This is a genomic window from Tenacibaculum amylolyticum (assembly GCF_964511145.1).
Taxonomy (GTDB): Bacteria; Bacteroidota; Bacteroidia; order Flavobacteriales; family Flavobacteriaceae; genus Polaribacter; species Polaribacter amylolyticum.
In genome coordinates this window covers 1-18,739 of the sequence record NZ_CAZEFZ010000040.1, presented here as the reverse complement: position 1 = coordinate 18,739, position 18,739 = coordinate 1, and the positions used below count along the sequence as shown (strand labels likewise).

Sequence of the window (18,739 nt, the reverse complement as noted above, 5' to 3'; positions counted from 1 at the left end):
ATTGTGTAAATTATTTGAATTAGTTGATTAACAGAAAGCCATCTCTTTGAGGTGGCTTTTTGATATAATAAAACTCTTATTGATAGGTTATGATAACTTATTCCACCATTGATTTCTAATTTATAGTGCTATATTCAATTAGCTAACAATAATCATATCTCACTCTGTATTTATTATGAATTCATTAACAAACAAGACTTTAATTCTTAAAAAAATATAAAAACTCCATATAAAACAACGAATACATTCAAAATTCACACTTTTGGCATACATATTGAATATATAAAAGTGTTAACAATAGTAATTGTTTTCATTGTGTAAATTATTTGAATTAGTTGATTAACAAAAAACCACCTCAATGAGGTGGTTTTTTGATATTATATATACTATGAAGAAATCTTTCTACTCTATATACCCTTTTTCTTTCATCCATTCATCATTAAACATTTTTCCTACATAACGGCTTCCGTGATCGTGGAAAAGAACCACAACTACATCGTCTTTAGAAAAATGCTCTTTAAGCTGTAAAACACCTTTCATAGCTGCTCCTGCTGAGTTTCCTAAGAACATTCCTTCTTCTTTAGCTAATAACTGTGTATATACCGCTGCATCTTTATCTGTTACTTTAGTAAAACCATCAATAATTTTGAAGTTTACGTTCTCAGGTAAAATATCTTCACCAATACCTTCTGTAACATATGGATAAATTTCATTTTCATCGAAAACACCAGTTTCATGATATTTCTTAAATACAGATCCATAGGTATCTATTCCCCATACTTTTACATTAGGGTTTTGTTCTTTTAAATATTTTCCAACTCCAGAAATCGTTCCACCTGTTCCTACTCCAACAACAAAATGTGTTATTTTCCCTTCTGTTTGTTCCCAAATTTCTGGCCCAGTACTTTCGTAATGTGCAACTGCGTTACTTGGATTATCGTATTGATTTACATACCAAGCATTAGGTGTTTCTTCTGCTAATCTTTTAGATACCGAATAGTAACTTCTAGGATCGTCTGGCTCAACATCTGTAGGACAAACTACCACTTCTGCTCCAACTGCCTTTAAAATGTCTATCTTCTCCTTACTTTGCTTATCTGCCATTACAAATACACACTTATATCCTTTTACTATAGCAGCTAAAGCCAATCCCATTCCTGTATTTCCAGAAGTACCTTCTACAATAGTTCCTCCAGGTTGTAATCTACCATCAGCTTCTGCATCTTCTATCATTTTTAAAGCCATTCTATCTTTTACAGAATTCCCTGGGTTGAATGTTTCATATTTAGCTAATACTAAACAAGGAAGTTCTTCAGCTAATTTATTTATTTGTACTAGAGGCGTGTTCCCTATAGTCTCTAATATATTTTTTGCGTATTTCATTTTCTAAAATTTACCGTGCAAATATACTTCTACTCTATAACATTTTGCAGCTATACATAAAAAAAATCCCTTAAAAGGGATTTTTTATGTTATTCAAACCAAACAATAAAAGATTTCATTTTTGCTAAGTCTGGTATTTGTTCTTTACTTACCTTCTTCATATTAATGTCTCTCAATCCTAATTCTTCTTTGTCTATAGAAATTGTAGCGTTCAAGTCATCTATAAAGATTGTTGCCGAAAAAGGTGATGTTTCAATATTACTAATTACATTATTAGCATCTACTTCATTAAATGTAGAGAAAATATTTAAGCCTGTTTCTGTTTTAAAACGGTTATCAAATATCTCAATACTCTTTATCGTAGATGTAGAATCTAGCTGCTCTTTAGGTATAATTGTAAGTAAGTGCTTCCCTCCTTTTTCGTATACCTCATATACATCATCATCCTGAAAGTAAAAATTTCCTTTTGCTCCTTCACTAAGAATTTTAACTACAGAATCATTTGCAAAGATTTTATCTAAATCTTTTATCGTTGTTTTTGTTGTTATTTGTCCTACTTTTCCTTTTGCTACGGTGTATTTATCTTTTCCGCATTGAACAAGTACAACTGATACACACAAAATGAATACAATTTTAAATAGTTTTCTCATCTAAGTTTAATTTCTGATTATAACGATTTGTTTTTCGTTTTAGTTTATAATACCTTTTTTAATATTCCAAATACCGCTCTTATAAAAGTTGCACTAGTCAATACTTTTACAATTGGGTCTTGTCTCGAACTCCTCCTGCTACTTGAAGATCTTCTCTTGCGTAGCTTTTCTTCTTCTTTTCGTTTATCTTCTTCTGTTTTTTCTTTATTAATACGTTCTATTTTCTGTTCTAACAACTCATAGGCACTTTCTCTGTCTACTTCTTTATTATATTTATCAATAAGTTTTGACGCATTTAATACTTCTTGGATTTCTCTCTCTGTAAGTATATCCATTCTACTCATAGGAGCACGTAACATGGTTCTTGCTAATGGTGTTGGAATACCTTTTTCATTTAACGCAGTAACAAACGCTTCTCCTATACCTAATTGTGTTAATGTTTCACTTGTATTATAGAATTCAGAATCAGGATAATTTTCTGCTGCTAATTTTAATGCTTTTCTATCTTTTGCTGTAAAAGCGCGTAAAGCATGCTGTATTTTCATCCCTAATTGTGCAAGAACATCTTCTGGCACATCTTTAGGGTTTTGAGTAACAAAATACAGCCCAATTCCTTTAGAACGTATTAATTTTACTATACTTTCTATTTGACTTAATAATGCTTTTGATGCTTCATCAAATACCAAATGAGCTTCATCTATAAAAATGATTAACTCAGGTCGTCCACTATCTCCTTGCTCTGGAAATGTTTCATATACTTCTGCCAATAACTGTAACATAAATGTTGAAAACAGTTTTGGTTTATCTTGAATATCTGTTAAACGTAAAATAGAGATAACTCCTCTCCCATCTTCATCGATTCGTGTTAAATCATCAACTTCAAAAGATTTTTCTCCAAAGAATAATTCTCCTCCTTGCTGTTCTAATTCTATTATCTTTCGTAAAATAGCTCCAGTACTTGAAGAAGAAATCCTTCCATATTCAGCAGAAATTTCTTCTTTTCCCTCTGCTGTTATGAATTGTAGCATTTTTTTAAAATCTTTTAAATCTAGTAATGGTAAATGGTTATCATCACAATATTTAAATATAATTGCTACAATTCCAGATTGTGTTTCTGTTAAATCTAAAATTCTAGAAAGTAATACTGGTCCAAATTCTGAAACAGTTGCACGTAATCGAACACCATCTTGTTCAGAGATTGATAAAATCTCAATTGGAAATTTTTTAGCATCAAACGGAATTCCAATTTTTTCGTGACGTTCATCTATTTTTGGATGTCCTGGACTTGGTTGTCCTAAACCACTTAAATCTCCTTTTACATCCATTAATAACACAGGAATTCCTTTTTCCGACATATTCTCAGCCAAAACTTGTAGTGTTTTGGTTTTTCCTGTACCTGTAGCCCCAGCTATTAAACCATGTCTATTTAATGTTTTTAAAGGAATATTTACCAAAGCATTTGTAACTGTTTCTTCACCTAGCATTCCAGCTCCCAGCGTTATGTAATCTCCTTTACACTTATAACCTTCAGTTATATAATTAAAGAATGCTTCCGTTTGACTCATGGTAGTTTATTTTTGGATAAAAATACTATTAATATCAGCATTTCAAAAAATAGGGCTTAATAATTTTTAGCTGGTATCTTAAGGTTTAGTTAAATTTGTAATCATCTAAAAATCATCTTTATGAAACTATTTCAATTCTTAAGTTTATGTGCTATTATCTTACTAACTTCATGTAAAGTTGAAGAAGTAAAAAATCGAATAACTGAAAAACCTTCTTTAGTATTTCATACCTCAAAATTAGAGCGTAAGAAAAATGCTCCTTTTTCAGATGCTGTAGAAGTTGGAAATACGTTGTATTTAGCAGGTCAAGTTGGTATTGATCCAGCTACAGGTAAATTACCTGAAGGTGGTATAGCTGCGGAAACCAAACAAGCTTTAGAAAATATAAAAAAGGTCTTACAAATTCATGGTTCCGACTTAGAACATGTTGTAAAATGCACTGTAATTTTAACAACTACCGACGATTTTACTGAATTTAATAAAATTTTCCGCGAATATTTTCCTAAAAATAAACCTGCAAGAACTACATTTGCAGGCGATTTGCTCGTAGGGGCAAAAATAGAAATTGATGTAATAGCGGTAAAAGTAGATGGATTTAAAGACGCAAGAGTTAATTAAGCAAGGAAAAGTGCTTCCTTTAATGGAAGAGTTTTATACGATACAAGGAGAAGGTGCACATACAGGAAAAGCTGCTTACTTTATTAGAATTGGTGGTTGCGATGTAGGATGTCATTGGTGTGATGTAAAAGAAAGTTGGAATGCAAAATTACATCCTCCAACTGCAACAGATATTATTGTAGATAATGCTAAAAAGTATGCAGAAACTGTAGTTATTACAGGAGGTGAACCTTTAATGTGGAGTTTAGATTATATTACACATCAACTACAGGCACAAGATATTAAAACACATATAGAAACTTCTGGAGCATATGATTTTTCAGGAGTTTGGGACTGGTTTTGTTTATCTCCTAAAAAAACCAAGCTTCCTTTAGATAGAGCTTATGAAGAAGCAAATGAGCTAAAAATGATTATTTATAATAAACATGATTTTAAGTTTGCTGAAGAACAAGCTGCTAAAGTTGGAAAAGATTGTTTGTTATTTCTTCAACCCGAATGGAGTAATCGTGAAAAAATGATTCCATTAATTATAGATTATGTTATGGAACATCCGCAATGGAGAATTTCTTTACAAACACACAAGTATTTAAATATACCTTAATAAAAAGCAAAAACGCCCGGGTGGGCGTTTTTTGTACTTTATAGCAAATAGTACGGCTATTTTTTCTTTTTTCTCATAGATTTTCCCCGACGACTATGATATAATTTGATTATACCCGACCTTATATATGTAAGGCTTTTTTTAACCGAATCAAAGGTATCTCTACTTTCTGAGAGTGAGGTAAGGATTCACCTTACTTTTGGTAAGGGAAATCCTTACTTTTTCAATTTTAGACTTTACTGATGACAATTTTATACTATAAAGTGTAGATTTTATATATGTCGATCATTTGTGTTTTCCATTTAAAAGAACTTGATTTATAATAGTTTGTTTACACTTATAGTATAACTCTTTCATTAATAATTATATTGAAGTTGATTTATTCTTTTCAGTTTTCAATTATTCTTAATCAACATTTCTTACTTTCTCTTCTTACTACATATTTCTTTTCAATATTTATTCCCTGATTTTAAACACTTTATACTTACAGATAGTTATGATCAGAAACCAAATAGTAAAAAATGTTAAAAATAATTTATTTTTTTAACAAATTTTAACATTAAAAATAAATTTTGTATATTTGTTTTGAAATGATGAAGTTAAATATATATACTCATTCATTGACACTCGTAGTGTCAGGAAATTTCGGAAGCTCTGAAAACGAGCTACTCCGAAATAGGACGTTTATAGATATAATGCAATGATAATAGAAAAACACAAAGCAAAACATATATATAAAAAGGGCGTCTAAATTAATTTAGTCGCCCTTTTTTAATTTTTTAATGAATTGAAATTTTAATCTAAACATATAAAAACTTGAAAGGTTTATTTCTTGAAAAAATAAGCTATAACGCTTAGCATAAATCTTACATATCTGGAAAAATTCCGGACAGGAATACCTATACCTAAAAACAAGTTAAAACACTGATTTACAGTAAAATAAATTCAAAAAAGTTTTGTGAAATAGAAAAAAGTTCGTATATTTGTAATGTAATTAATAACAAACATTAGTTTATCACAATTAAGAATAAAATATAGAAGTTATGAAGTCTATTTATTTAAGTTCGAATACAAAAGAATTACCAATTAGAGGTGTTCATTTCGACGGAAGAGTGAGAAAAGATGTTTTTTGTAATACACAATATTAAAAAATGCTAAAGAATACATTTTTAACATATATTATTACAAAGACATCTAGAATTAGATGTCTTTTTTATTTTAAAAATGTACACAAATTCAATAAGTCACTATTATTTTGAAATGTTACTTATTTTTTGTAAATTATAAAAAGAAAAATTTAAAAGTTATGAGAAAATCAATATTGCTAATTCTAAATGAAAAAGGACGTTTACTCAGTGAAACGCACTAGTTACTAAGTTTTAATTGGTAGGTTTACACAACTGCCATAATTTAATTCAAAAAATTAGCTAGCGTTACATAAAAATTGCAAAAAAACGCTTCCTTATTTAACGACAATGTAGAATTTCCTGAAGCCTTAACTCAATAGGCCTTAGTAGTTCCAAGTCTTCACGGATTGATATTACATCAATTCATTCTACAAACCACCTGGATTTATTCGGGCTGGATGACTATTGCCTCAGATTTTCTGATGGCTTACACAATCGAAAACACAATTCGATCAACTAAAACAAGCTGTTTTTACGGCTAGGAAAACTATTGTCAAATATCAAAAATTCAAAGTTATGAGAAATTTAAAATTATTATTGTTAACGTTCGTTTTATTAGTGCTTACAACTAGTTGTACAGATAACACTGAAGATCTAGTTACTAATACAACACAAAATACAGAACTAATCAACCAAGACACCAATGCTTTAACGTCTCCGGGAACAGGTGATGATGATGAGGATACGAACGGCGGTAAAGGCTAATTATTATGATAAAGTTAAACCTCCAGCACAAAGTTGGAGGTTTTTTTTTAGTTTTGTTTAAAACTAAAATCAAAAAATTATCAATAAAATAATATTCTTTCTTTTAATTGTATATAATTATTCTGTATTTCCTTTAAGACCTAAGCAAATTGGTTCAGAAATAAATAATGACAGTATAAAGGTATGGATAAAGAGAGCTAAAAATAAAAAACTAGATATAAAGTCTAGAAAAAAGAATCTTTTTAAAGCTTATAATTATATAAACTCTAATAAAACTAATTCTTCTTTAGAGTTAAGTACAATTGCCTATGAATTCTATACTTTAAAAGACAGTTTAAACTTTTTTGAAATTAATGAAAAAGCTATCCATATAGCAAAAAAAACTAAGAATTTATATGCTCTAGGCGATGCAAATTGGAACTACGCAACATATTTTGTTGATAATCAAACCTATGATAAAGCTTATAAATATTTCGATGAAAGTTACAAAGCATTTGATAAAGGTCATTTTGAAAAAGAAAAAGCGCAAATGCTTTACGGAATGTCATATATAAAAGCTAGGTTTAAAGATTATTATGGTAGTGAAATTTTAGTAATTAAAGCAATTAAAATCTTTAAAGAACATGAAAAGTTATACGAATGTTATAACAGACTTGGCCTTTTACAAAAAGATATTAAAGAATACGACAAAGCTTTAATTTATTATAACAAAGCTTTAGTTCATTTTAATAAAATTAAGAGCAAAAGAAAGAGAGATAATCCTTTGTATATCAACATCGCAAATATATATGTTAAAAAAGGTGAATACTCAAAAGCTTTGAAGTATTATAATATCGCTTTAAATCAAAATATTAAAAGATCTCGATATGCAAGAATTCTTGACAATAGGGCGTACTGCAAATTATTAATGCATGATACCACTGATATTCAAAAAGACTTTTTTTATGCTTTAAAAATAAGAGACAGTCTAAAAAATAAAGCAGGTATTTCAATAAGTAAAATCCGTATCTCTGATTATTTTTCTTATGCAAAAGATACTATTAAAGCCTTACAATATGCTAAAGAGGCTAATTCTTTAGCTAAAGAATTAAAAAATGGTAGAGATTATTTGGTTTCTTTACAACAATTGGCTAACCTAGACACTAAAAATTCTAAAAAATATTACGATCGTTATATACAATTTAATGATAGCTTAATTAGTCAAGAACGTAGGACACAAAACAAATTTACGCGTATAGAGTTTGAAACAGATGAACATATAGCTGATAACAAACGTTTAAACGAACAACGTATCTGGATTTTTGCAGCGAGTATTGCTTTACTACTCATTTTAAGCTTATTATACTATGTGCGTGTACAAAAGGTTCAGAATGAAAAACTACAACTAGAAGCTGAGCAACAAAAAGCGAATGAGGAAGTATACGTACTCACTTTACAACAACAAGCTAAATTAGAAGAAGAGCGTATAAACGAGCGCAATCGTATTTCAGCAGAATTACACGATGGTATTTTAGGAAAACTTTTTGGTACTCGTGTAAGTTTAGGTTTTTTAGGTATGCAAATGCAACCAGAAACTCAAGAGCAGCATCAAACTTTTTTAGATGAGTTACAAACCATTGAGAAAGAAATTCGAGAAGTTTCGCATCGTTTAAGCGAGAATTTTGATGATGCCACTGTAAACTTCTCAACGATTATTGAACAATTATTAAAGGACAAAAGCGTTATTGGTAATTTTACTTATACATTTACGCCAGACCCTACTATTCTATGGAAAAGTATTAATGAAGTAATCAAAGCTAATGTATACCGTATTATTCAAGAAGCTTTGCAAAATATTATTAAGCATGCTAACGCAAAAAGTGTTATTTTAGACTTTTCTTTACACCAAGAGCAGGTTATTATTAAAATACAAGATGATGGTGTAGGGTTCGATGCTAAAAAAGGTAAGAAAGGAATTGGAATTAAGAACATTAAAACTAGAGTTGAAAAACTAAGTGGTTCGGTAGATTTTATTTCGGTAATAAATAAAGGAACTACTTTACTAATTTACATACCATATTTCCCTCAGAATGCAGCATAAAAAGTATAATGCACTATTAATTGACGATCACCCCCTAATTGCAGAAGCCTATAAAAGCGCTTTTAAATTTATTGAACAACAAGATGAACAGATTTCTTTTTATATACAAACAGCAGTAGATTGCGATTCTGCTTGTGCTATTTTAAAAGAATATGCTTCGAATTCGGAACGTTTAGATGTTGTTTTCCTAGATATGAGATTACCTCCATCTTCTGATGGTACAATTCTCTCTGGCGAAGATTTAGGCCTTAAAATACATGAATTACTTCCTGCAACTAAAATTATTGTTTCTACTACCTTTAATGATAATTATAGAGTACATAGTATTCTTAAAAACTTAAATCCTGAAGGTTTTTTAGTTAAAAATGATTTAACTCCAAACGAATTGGTTCAAGCAATTCAGGAAGTCTTGAAAGATCCGCCTTATTATAGTAAAACTGTCATGAAATTACTACGAAATCAAATTTCTAGTGATCTTTTACTAGACGATATCGATCGTAAAATATTATATGAAATTTCTATTGGTACCAAAACTAGTGCCTTACCTGACTTAGTACATCTTTCCATTGCTGCTATAGAGAAGCGTAAACGCCAATTAAAGAAGATTTTTGCTATAAATAGTACAGATGATAGAGAATTAGTTTTAATGGCTAAGGATAAAGGTTTTATTTAAAAATCTTTAATATTCAACAAAATCAACATACAAAATAAAAAAATGCTCACTTAAATATAAGTGAGCATTTTTATTTACTTCTTTATTCTGAAAAGTTTTTTATTCTTTATAAACTCCCATGTTAGCATATTTATCCATACGCTTGGCTACAAGATTTGTATCATCTAAATCTTTTAACTCGTCAAATGCTTTTAAAATTTGATTTTTAACAGCTTCGAAAGCTCCTTCTCTGTCGGTATGTGCACCCCCAGCAGGTTCAACGATAATTCCATCAATTAATTTTAATTTTTTCATATCGTCTCCTGTTAATTTTAAAGCAGCAGCGGCTTGCTCTTTAAACTCCCAGCTACGCCATAAGATAGAAGAACATGATTCTGGAGAAATAACAGTATACCATGTGTTTTCCATCATGTATACTCTATCTCCTACTCCAATACCTAAGGCTCCACCTGAGGCTCCTTCACCAATTACAATAGTAATAATTGGAGTTTTTAAACGTGTCATTTCAAAAATGTTACGCGCAATTGCTTCTCCTTGTCCTCTTTCTTCAGCTTCTAAGCCTGGATATGCACCTGGAGTATCTAGTAAAGTTACAACAGGAATTCCAAATTTTTCTGCCATACGCATTAAACGCAAAGCTTTACGGTATCCTTCAGGGTTAGCCATTCCGAAATTACGGTATTGACGTGTTTTAGTATTGTACCCTTTTTGTTGTCCGATAAACATAAACGATTGATCTCCTATTTTCCCTAGACCACCAATCATTGCTTTATCATCTTTTACACTTCTATCTCCATGTAGTTCCATAAAAGTATCGCCACAAATAGCCTTAATATAGTCTAGTGTATAAGGTCTGTTAGGATGACGCGACAACTGAACTCGTTGCCATGGAGTTAAGTTTTTATAAATATCTTTTCTAGCTTTCTCTAATTTTTTTTCAATTTTCTTACATGTCTCCGTTACATCTATCTCACTTTCTTTTCCGATATCATGACATTTTGCCAATTGATCTTCTAATTCCTTAATTGGCATTTCAAAATCTAAATATTCCATTTCCTGAAGTTTGATTTTTGTGTTGTTTGTATTAAGCAAACATACTAAATTATCGTTGTAATTTCTTTTTAATTTTTGAAGAATTTTTTAAAACTCCATTTAATAGCACTACAAATAATACTATAAAGGCTCCATAATAAAACTCAATATTCATTTGTTCTTTTTCTTTAAAAATAATGAGTGCCAATACAATAGCGTAAATTGGTTCTAAATTTATGGTTAACATTACCGTATAAGGTGTTAAGTATTTCATCACTTTTACTGAAGTAATGAATGCATATGCCGTACAAATGCTTCCTAAAATGACTAAATATATCCAATCACTAGCTTTTAATTGAAAAAATTCCGCGGTAAAACTTCCTGTAAAAGCAAGAAAAATTGTTACCACTACTACTCCAAAAAAGAGTTGATATAGTGATATTGTATCGGGTTCGTATTTCTTTACAAATAATCCATTTAAAACAGAAAATAATGCAGAAAGTGCCGCAGATATTAAAGCATACATGATTCCTAATCCATACCTACTTTCGAAATTAAAAATGATGTATAAACCTACTATTACTAATAATCCTAAAATCATTTCTACTAGGTTTATTCTTCTTTTAAAAAAAATAGGTTCTATTAATGCTGCAAAAAATGCTCCTGTACTCATTGTTACTAAAGCCACCGATACGTTAGATACTTTTATTGCTTTAAAAAAAGTAATCCAATGTACAGCAATAATGGTTCCTGTAATTAAAAATTCAAAAACTGCTCTCGTAGTTATTTTAAAGGATTTCTTTTTAATTAAAAAATACAATACTATAAAAATGACTGCAATTCCCATTCTATACCAAACTAGTGGTATAGCATCTATAGAGATTAAAGCTCCTAGAATTGCTGTAAATCCCCAAATAAAAACGATAAAATGTAGTAGTAAATAATTTTTGAGTTTACTTTCTTGCATTGATGTAGAGATAAATAGCATAGCTACCAAATACCATATTTGGTACCCAAACATTTAACAAAGAGTTTGCGCCAGCAACTGCACCTAGCACTTCTGCTACTTTTAGGAAGAAAACATATACAAATACCACTGCAATTCCTAATGCTAAATTTACTCCAACTCCTCCTCTTCTTTTCCTATATGCTAAGGCAACTGCTATTAATGTTAAAATATAAGATGCTAATGGTAAACTTGTACGTTTATATAATTCTACTAAATACGCATTTAAGTTTTTCACTCCTCTTTTCTTTGAAATCTCAATAAACTCAGAAAGTTCAGGTGATGTCATTTCTTGTGCCATCGTAGATTTATAACTAAAATCTTTAGGAGTGAATGCAAAAGTAGTATCCATATTATTACCAGAGAAAATACTATCTCTGTCTTTAAATATTTTTCGTTCTTTCCAATTTAATAATGTAAATGCGCTATCATTCCACGTTATTCTATCAGAGATTAGTTTGTACTTAAGTTTCAGTCCGTCATAAGTTTCTGTAGAAAATTGATAGCCTGCATTTCTGTTTAAATCATAGGATTGAATAAACATGTAAGTGCTATCATTCAATTGCAAGCTAAAATCTTTAACAATTTGATCTTGATATCGTTTCTTTTTTAAATACGTAGCTTCAAATTCCTTTCTTGTTTTACTACTATCTGGCACTACATAATGATTCATAAACAAAGCTACAATAGTAACAATGGTTGCACCAACAAAATATGGATACAAAAATCTTGTGAATGATATTTGCGAACTATTTATAGCTACAATTTCAGTATTATTTGCCAATCGTGAAGTAAAAATGATAACTGCTAAGAATAATGCTAAAGGCATAAAAGTATTAGCATAGTAAATAATAAAATTTTTATAATAGTCATTTACTACTTCTAAAAATGTAAGGCTTTCATGTCTTAGAAACTTATCAATTTTTTCTGCAATATCAATTGCTACCGCTATGGGTATTAAAATTAACAACGTAAATAAAAACGTTGTTAAATATCTTTTTAATATGTACCAGTCTAGAATTTTCAAATTACAAACGATTACTCATTTGTTTTACCATTTTATCTTTCCATTCAGCAAAATCTCCTGCTAAGATATGTTTTCTTGCCTCACGAACTAACCATAAATAAAATCCTAAATTATGGATAGAAGCTATTTGCTTTCCAAGTAATTCTTTAGATGCAAATAAGTGTCTTAAATAGGCTTTAGAATACATGGTATCTACAAATGTAATTCCCATTTCATCTATTGGAGAAAAATCATTTTCCCACTTTTTATTTTTAATGTTGATAGTTCCATGTGCTGTAAATAACATTCCATTTCTCGCATTACGAGTTGGCATTACACAATCGAACATATCTACACCTAATGCTATATTTTCTAAGATATTTATAGGTGTTCCTACTCCCATTAAATATCTTGGTTTGTCTTCAGGTAAAATACTACATACCACATCTGTCATTCCATACATTTCTTCCGCTGGTTCACCTACAGAAAGCCCCCCAATAGCATTTCCTTCTGCTTCTACTGAAGCAATAAATTCTGCTGATTGTTTACGTAAATCTTTAAATGTACTTCCTTGTACAATTGGAAATAATGTTTGATTATAATTGTATTTTAACGGTACTTTTTCTAAATGATTGATACACCTTTTTAACCAACGATGTGTCATATGCATAGAATTCTTTGCATAATTGTAATCACATGGATATGGAGTACATTCATCAAATGCCATGATAATATCTGCCCCTATAGATCGTTGAATTTCCATTACATTTTCTGGAGTAAAAAAATGTAATGAACCATCTATATGACTCTTAAACTTTACTCCTTCTTCATTAATCTTTCTTCTTCCAGAAAGTGAATACACTTGATACCCTCCACTATCTGTTAAGATATTTCGATCCCAGTTCATAAACTTATGTAATCCTCCAGCTTGTTCTAAAATAGCTGTTTTTGGACGTAAGTATAAATGATATGTATTACCTAAAATAATATCTGGATTTATTTCATCTTTAAGTTCAGATTGATGTACTCCTTTTACAGAAGCAACTGTTCCTACAGGCATGAATATTGGTGTTTCAATAGTTCCGTGATCTGTAGTAATTACACCTGCTCTAGCTTTACTTTTTGGGTCGGTAGTTTTTAAGTCAAATTGCATAAGCGACAAAGATACATAATTGGAAGTTTGTGAAAACTTAAATATTTGTAAATCTATTTTTTTCTTTGGCGTCCAAATTTTGATTTAAAATTTTTGGCGTTTTTCGTCTGAGTACGACGTTTAGTAGGAGCTTTTTCTTTGGAAGCTTCTTCTGTTTTTACAGAGGTTTTTACAAGCTTATTAATCTTATCCATCTCCTCTGTTGTTAAGGGCCTCCATTCTCCTGTTTTAAGGCCTCCTAATTCAACATTCATAATACGAGTTCTTTTTAATTTAGTAACCTCGTATTCTAAATATTCACACATTCTTCTTATTTGACGGTTTAAACCTTGCGTAAGTATTATTTTAAAAGTAGTTTCATTTAGTTTTTCTACTTTACACTTTTTAGTAACTGTACCTAAAATAGGAATTCCATTTCCCATTCTACTAATAAAACGTTCGTTTATAGGTTTGTTAACAGAAACTATGTATTCTTTTTCATGGTTATTACCAGCTCTTAAAATCTTATTTACGATATCTCCATCATTTGTCAAAAAAATAAGTCCTTCTGATGGTTTATCTAATCTTCCTATAGGAAATAATCGCTGTGGATGTCCCACAAACTTTACAATATTCTTTTTCTCTTTACTATCTGTAGTACAAACAATCCCTACAGGCTTATTTAAAGCAATATAAATCGTCTTAGGTTTTGCTTTTAAAGGTTTACCATCAATTTTAACAATATCTCCTTCAAAAACTCTATTTCCTAATTGTGTAGGTTTACCGTTAATGGTCACTCTTCCATCTACAATTAGTTTTTCTGCTTCTCTCCTAGAACAAATTCCAGTAGCGCTTATAAACTTATTAAGGTTTGTAGATTGTTTATTATCTGTATTCATCGATACAAAATTAAAACAAAATTCCTCAGGTATTTCTTACCTGAGGAATTTTGTTCTTTATTGTTATATGCGTTCTTTACTTTTAGAACATAATCATTTTTCTTGTACAACGTGCTAAACTAGGTCTTCTATCATAATCAAAACCTAAAGTAACCATGTGTGTACCATTATTAAACCCGATTACTTCATTAGTAGTAATACTAAATCCATAAGAGATATAAAACTTATCCTTTTTTATCCCAAACAAAGGAGCAATTGCATTTGGTGTAAAAAACTGATCATTTAAGAACGTATAACTCACTCCTCCCCATACATAACCATCACGAATACGCTTACGAAGTTTTACATTCATATCTGTTCTAGATCTTCCACTAGCTTCAAAATACTCGACAAAAGCTGATGGTTCTAGCTCTGTATCTCTATTGATTCGAAAGTTATAATTCGTATACACAGAGTAACGTCTTAAAACTTCTGGCTCACCAGTACTGAAATTATCTATCTTTTTATCTAATAAATTCACCACATTTCCACTAATTGCAAAACGTCCAAATCGATATAACATACTAATATCAAAATTCGATGAATTTAATGCAAGGTTAGGTACTACTTGAGGTGTATTATTTTGATCTGTGTTTATATTGAATTGAATAAAACTGTAACTCAATCCAAAAGATAGAAAACTATCATATACATCACTTAATATTAAATGACTTGCCAATGATAAACGAGCTCCTTTTTGCGTTGTAAATCCATTACGGTCATTAAACAAAGTTAATCCACCTCCAAAACGTTCTGCTAATCTAGCTTCAACAGTTAATGATTGTGTGTCTGGTGCATCTTTTACACCAATCCATTGACTTACTCCATTTAAACGAACTTGTAATCCAGATCCTATTCCTGCATAAGAAGGAGATATTAAGAATGGATTGTCTGCCATGTGATTGATATACTGTGGTAGATCAACTTCCTGTCCCCACATCTTGACAGTCATTAAAAATAATATTGTTATTACGCTATATTTTTTCATCTAATATTATCTATATAAAGTAAAGTGTCCCATTATACGTCTACGTTCACCTGATAGTTCAGTAAATTCTAAAGTATACCAGTAATCTCCTGATGGCATTGGACGACCTTGATACGTTCCATCCCATCCTTGTTGGATACCATTATACGTTCCTAATTCTCTACCATATCTATCGAAGATAAATACCTTCAATTCATGATATGTCTGAACTTGGTCTGGGTACCAGTAATCTTGAATACCATCTCCATCTGGAGTAAACAAGTTAGGTACTTCAACCGTAATATAAACGCCTTCAACCGTAATTGATTGTTCACAGCCTCTACTATCTCTTACAACAATTATATAATCTCTTGTTTGTGTTATTATAAATTCATTTTCTGAAGAGAAATCACCGCCATCAATACTATATTCATATGGTGGAATTCCTCCAGATGCAATAGCTATTAGTCTATTGATTTGTGAATCGTCTATTACTAATTGTAATGGTTGAATTGTTTCTACTTCAATATCTGTAATCGTACGCATACATCCATTTACATGCTCTACTTCTAAAGTATAAATACCTGGAGTTGTTACATTGAATATACCTGTATCATTACTTGCATTTTCTGGACCAGATAGTGTATATACAACATTACTAGCATGTATTGTTGCTACTGTTCCTGTAATAGTAGCAGCTCCAACACAATCATAAGTAAGTGTATTAGCAAACTCTAAACTAACTGACGGCTCTAAAGTAATTGGTGCACTTACTGAGGTACAACCATTACTATCACGTACAATAACTACATAAGTTTCTCCTGCAGTTAAGTTATCAAATAATGTTCTTCCATCTACAAATGCTCCTCCATTTAAACTTGTTGAATATGGCGCAGTACCTCCAGTAATTGTTACTTCAAACGATGGTGCAGTATCCTCAACACATAATTGTTGTTGTACAGTAGTTAAATCTATAGCTACTTCAAGTAATGGTGGTTCTGTAATTGTAATATCTAAAATTACAAAACATCCACGTTCATCTTGTACCATAACACTATATGTACCAGCTGTCAAGTTTGTAAACTCATTACTCGTCTGGAATCTACCAGGTTCTGTGCTGATTTCATATACATAAGCTCCTGTACCTCCTGTAGCATTTATTGTAATACTACCATCTGTACCTCCATTACAACTAACATTTGCAACTATTTCAGATGCTTCTAATAATGGTGGATCTACAACTTCATAAGTAGCTGTTGTAGCCACACAATCCTGGCTTGTTACTCTAATACTATACATACCTGGACCTATGTCGTCGAATGTATTAGATGCTTGTGGACCAGCTATAACACCTCCCGCTCCATCTAATAACTCATACATATAATTTCCTAAACCACCACTAGCTGTGGCTGATAATGTAGCATTACTATCTCCAGTACAAGTAATAAACCCTGATATTGTATCTAACACTGCTGTTAATGGTACTAACGCTGGAACAGATACTAAATATGGATCAGAAACACAGTTGTTTGCATCTCTTACATAGAACTCGTGATCTCCTGCTGGAACTGAGAAACTATTGCTTGGTACAAAGTTAATTCCATCCATACTATACATGTAAACTCCTGTTCCTCCATTTCCTGTAACCTCAATTGTTGCTTCTGGAGTTAAACAAGTAATAATAGAAGTAACACTTGCTACTGCAGTTACATCTGATGGCTCATTAATTGTTATAGGGAACGTTCCATTACAACTAAACTCATCGTATACATTAACTTCATAGGTTCCTGCTCCTAACCCTGTGAATTCATTCGAGCTTTGAATTGCTGAAACAGTTCCATTTGGATATGTTAAACTATAAGAATATACAGCTGGAGCTCCTTGTCCTCCACCTGAAACAGCATCTACACGTATTGTGGCAGTTTCATCACCTTGACAAGCAATTGTACTAGATAAAACTGGTGTTGCTGCAATTGGTAATGGAGCTACTAAGCTAAAATTAGCTGTAGTAGAACATCCATTTGCATCACTAACAGTGATTAAATAATCTCCAGCTGTTAAATTATTAACAATTGAAATTGGAGAAAATGCTTGAACAGTTGTTCCTGTTGTAATATTCTCTAATTGATATTCATAACTTCCCCATCCTCCATTTGCACCTATATCTACAGCTCCACTGGTTGAGCTAATACAACTAATCGGTGTTGTTGTAAATCCAACACTTAAAGCTGCTGCAGGTTCTTCTATAATAACTTCTGGTGATATAACTGGACAGAATGGGCTTGCTGTCATCGTAACTTCTACATAATAAGTACCTGCTCCTAAAGTATTAATTGTAGTAGGACCTCCTAATGGAACACTTCCTGTTATCCCGGTTGTAGCTCCTCCTGAATTAAAGACTTCATAGTCATATGAACCTCCATAAGGTGTACTTGTTGCAAAATCAAACGTAATACTCCCGTTATTATCTCCAATACAAACAACGTTACTGTCTTTATTTAGATCCAAATTAAAACTTGGTACTGCATTAACTTGATGACCAATTGTTGAAATACAACCGGTACTTAGATTCATAATACTTATATCATAAATATCTTCTCCTAAACCAGTAAAACTAGTACTTATGGTTGTCCCTACTGTAGGTCCAAAAACCGTATTTGTTAAACTTGTTCCTCCTGAATCTGTTATAGTAAAATTAATATTCTCGCCTAAAACTAAAGGACTTGTTAAATCTACTGAAACTGTAATCTCCTCACCTCCTGCAGGTAAAGTTCTACAGTCTATAGCTTTATCAACCCTAACGCTTGGACTACTTAATGCATTAAATGCTTCAATCGTAACTGTTGTACTTGCCATACAACCTTCATCATCATAAACATCTACAGTTACATTACCTCCTGATGCATTAGTCGTAGAGAAGGTAAAGTTAGCTCCGTCTTGTGTCTCAACCGCTCCACTAGTTGGTGTATATGTAAATACTGCACGTACGTAAGTACCGCTTCCACCGGATACATTTGCTGGATTAACAGTTACACTTGCTACATCTGTAATATTACCTGTAGTACATCCAAATGCAGTAACATCTGGGGCAACATCAAAATTGATCGCTGGTAACTCGAAAATAGTAGCCGTTTGCATAGAAGTACATCCATTTGTTCCTGTTGCTGTAATTGTATAAGTAATACCTGCAACACTT

General features: G+C 31.2%; 15 protein-coding genes. 5 read left to right on the top strand and 10 right to left on the bottom strand.

The window, feature by feature from the left end; genetic code table 11:
• Nucleotides 1-402: 402 nt before the first annotated feature.
• The 3 genes from ACKTTC_RS12490 to ACKTTC_RS12480 form a co-directional block, all read right to left on the bottom strand.
• Nucleotides 403-1,383 (bottom strand): PLP-dependent cysteine synthase family protein, encoded by a 981-nt coding sequence (locus tag ACKTTC_RS12490; RefSeq protein WP_408040171.1) that lies wholly within the window; start codon nt 1,381-1,383, stop codon nt 403-405.
• 89 nt (nt 1,384-1,472) lie between these two features.
• Nucleotides 1,473-2,033 (bottom strand): hypothetical protein, encoded by a 561-nt coding sequence (locus ACKTTC_RS12485; RefSeq protein ID WP_408040170.1) that lies wholly within the window; start codon nt 2,031-2,033, stop codon nt 1,473-1,475.
• Between the two features lie 44 nt (nt 2,034-2,077).
• Nucleotides 2,078-3,598: a helicase HerA-like domain-containing protein gene (locus tag ACKTTC_RS12480; RefSeq protein ID WP_408040169.1), complete on the bottom strand. Its 1,521-nt coding sequence runs from the start codon at nt 3,596-3,598 to the stop codon at nt 2,078-2,080.
• Between the two features lie 120 nt (nt 3,599-3,718).
• Between ACKTTC_RS12480 and ACKTTC_RS12475 the strand changes: the two genes are divergently transcribed.
• From ACKTTC_RS12475 to ACKTTC_RS12455, 5 genes are all read left to right on the top strand, one after another.
• The gene (locus ACKTTC_RS12475) at nt 3,719-4,216 is read left to right on the top strand and encodes a RidA family protein (RefSeq protein WP_408040168.1); all 498 of its coding nucleotides are present in this window, start codon (nt 3,719-3,721) and stop codon (nt 4,214-4,216) included.
• Nucleotides 4,188-4,817, top strand: coding sequence for a 7-carboxy-7-deazaguanine synthase QueE (locus tag ACKTTC_RS12470; protein ID WP_408040167.1), 630 nt, complete (start codon nt 4,188-4,190; stop codon nt 4,815-4,817). Before ACKTTC_RS12475 ends, ACKTTC_RS12470 begins: the two co-directional genes overlap by 29 nt.
• A 1,703-nt stretch (nt 4,818-6,520) precedes the next feature.
• The gene (locus ACKTTC_RS12465) at nt 6,521-6,709 is read left to right on the top strand and encodes a hypothetical protein (protein WP_408040166.1); all 189 of its coding nucleotides are present in this window, start codon (nt 6,521-6,523) and stop codon (nt 6,707-6,709) included.
• A 541-nt stretch (nt 6,710-7,250) separates the two neighbouring features.
• Nucleotides 7,251-8,789 carry a tetratricopeptide repeat-containing sensor histidine kinase gene (locus ACKTTC_RS12460; protein ID WP_408040165.1) on the top strand — a complete coding sequence of 513 codons (1,539 nt, stop codon included), beginning with the start codon at nt 7,251-7,253 and terminating at the stop codon, nt 8,787-8,789.
• Nucleotides 8,779-9,462 carry a response regulator gene (locus ACKTTC_RS12455; RefSeq protein WP_408040164.1) on the top strand — a complete coding sequence of 228 codons (684 nt, stop codon included), beginning with the start codon at nt 8,779-8,781 and terminating at the stop codon, nt 9,460-9,462. The genes ACKTTC_RS12460 and ACKTTC_RS12455 overlap by 11 nt, the downstream gene beginning before the upstream one ends.
• Before the next feature lie 99 nt (nt 9,463-9,561).
• On the opposite strand, the gene ACKTTC_RS12450 is transcribed toward ACKTTC_RS12455, so the two are convergent.
• From ACKTTC_RS12450 to ACKTTC_RS12420, 7 genes are all read right to left on the bottom strand, one after another.
• Nucleotides 9,562-10,515 (bottom strand): acetyl-CoA carboxylase carboxyltransferase subunit alpha, encoded by a 954-nt coding sequence (locus ACKTTC_RS12450; protein WP_408040163.1) that lies wholly within the window; start codon nt 10,513-10,515, stop codon nt 9,562-9,564.
• A 49-nt stretch (nt 10,516-10,564) separates the two neighbouring features.
• Entirely contained in the window at nt 10,565-11,461 is an 897-nt protein-coding gene (locus tag ACKTTC_RS12445; protein WP_408040162.1) for a DMT family transporter, read from the bottom strand.
• Nucleotides 11,448-12,527, bottom strand: coding sequence for an LptF/LptG family permease (locus ACKTTC_RS12440; protein ID WP_408040161.1), 1,080 nt, complete (start codon nt 12,525-12,527; stop codon nt 11,448-11,450). The genes ACKTTC_RS12445 and ACKTTC_RS12440 overlap by 14 nt, the downstream gene beginning before the upstream one ends.
• Nucleotide 12,528: 1 nt before the next feature.
• Complete coding sequence (tgt, locus tag ACKTTC_RS12435; RefSeq protein ID WP_408040160.1) at nt 12,529-13,659, bottom strand: tRNA guanosine(34) transglycosylase Tgt; 1,131 nt, start codon at nt 13,657-13,659, stop codon at nt 12,529-12,531.
• Nucleotides 13,660-13,712: 53 nt separating this feature from the next.
• Nucleotides 13,713-14,537 carry a 23S rRNA pseudouridine(2604) synthase RluF gene (gene rluF / locus ACKTTC_RS12430; protein ID WP_408040159.1) on the bottom strand — a complete coding sequence of 275 codons (825 nt, stop codon included), beginning with the start codon at nt 14,535-14,537 and terminating at the stop codon, nt 13,713-13,715.
• An 82-nt stretch (nt 14,538-14,619) separates the two neighbouring features.
• Complete coding sequence (locus ACKTTC_RS12425; RefSeq protein WP_408040158.1) at nt 14,620-15,564, bottom strand: PorP/SprF family type IX secretion system membrane protein; 945 nt, start codon at nt 15,562-15,564, stop codon at nt 14,620-14,622.
• 6 nt (nt 15,565-15,570) lie between these two features.
• A partial coding sequence (locus tag ACKTTC_RS12420; RefSeq protein WP_408040157.1) for a T9SS type B sorting domain-containing protein occupies nt 15,571-18,739 on the bottom strand: 3,169 nt, incomplete at its 5' end.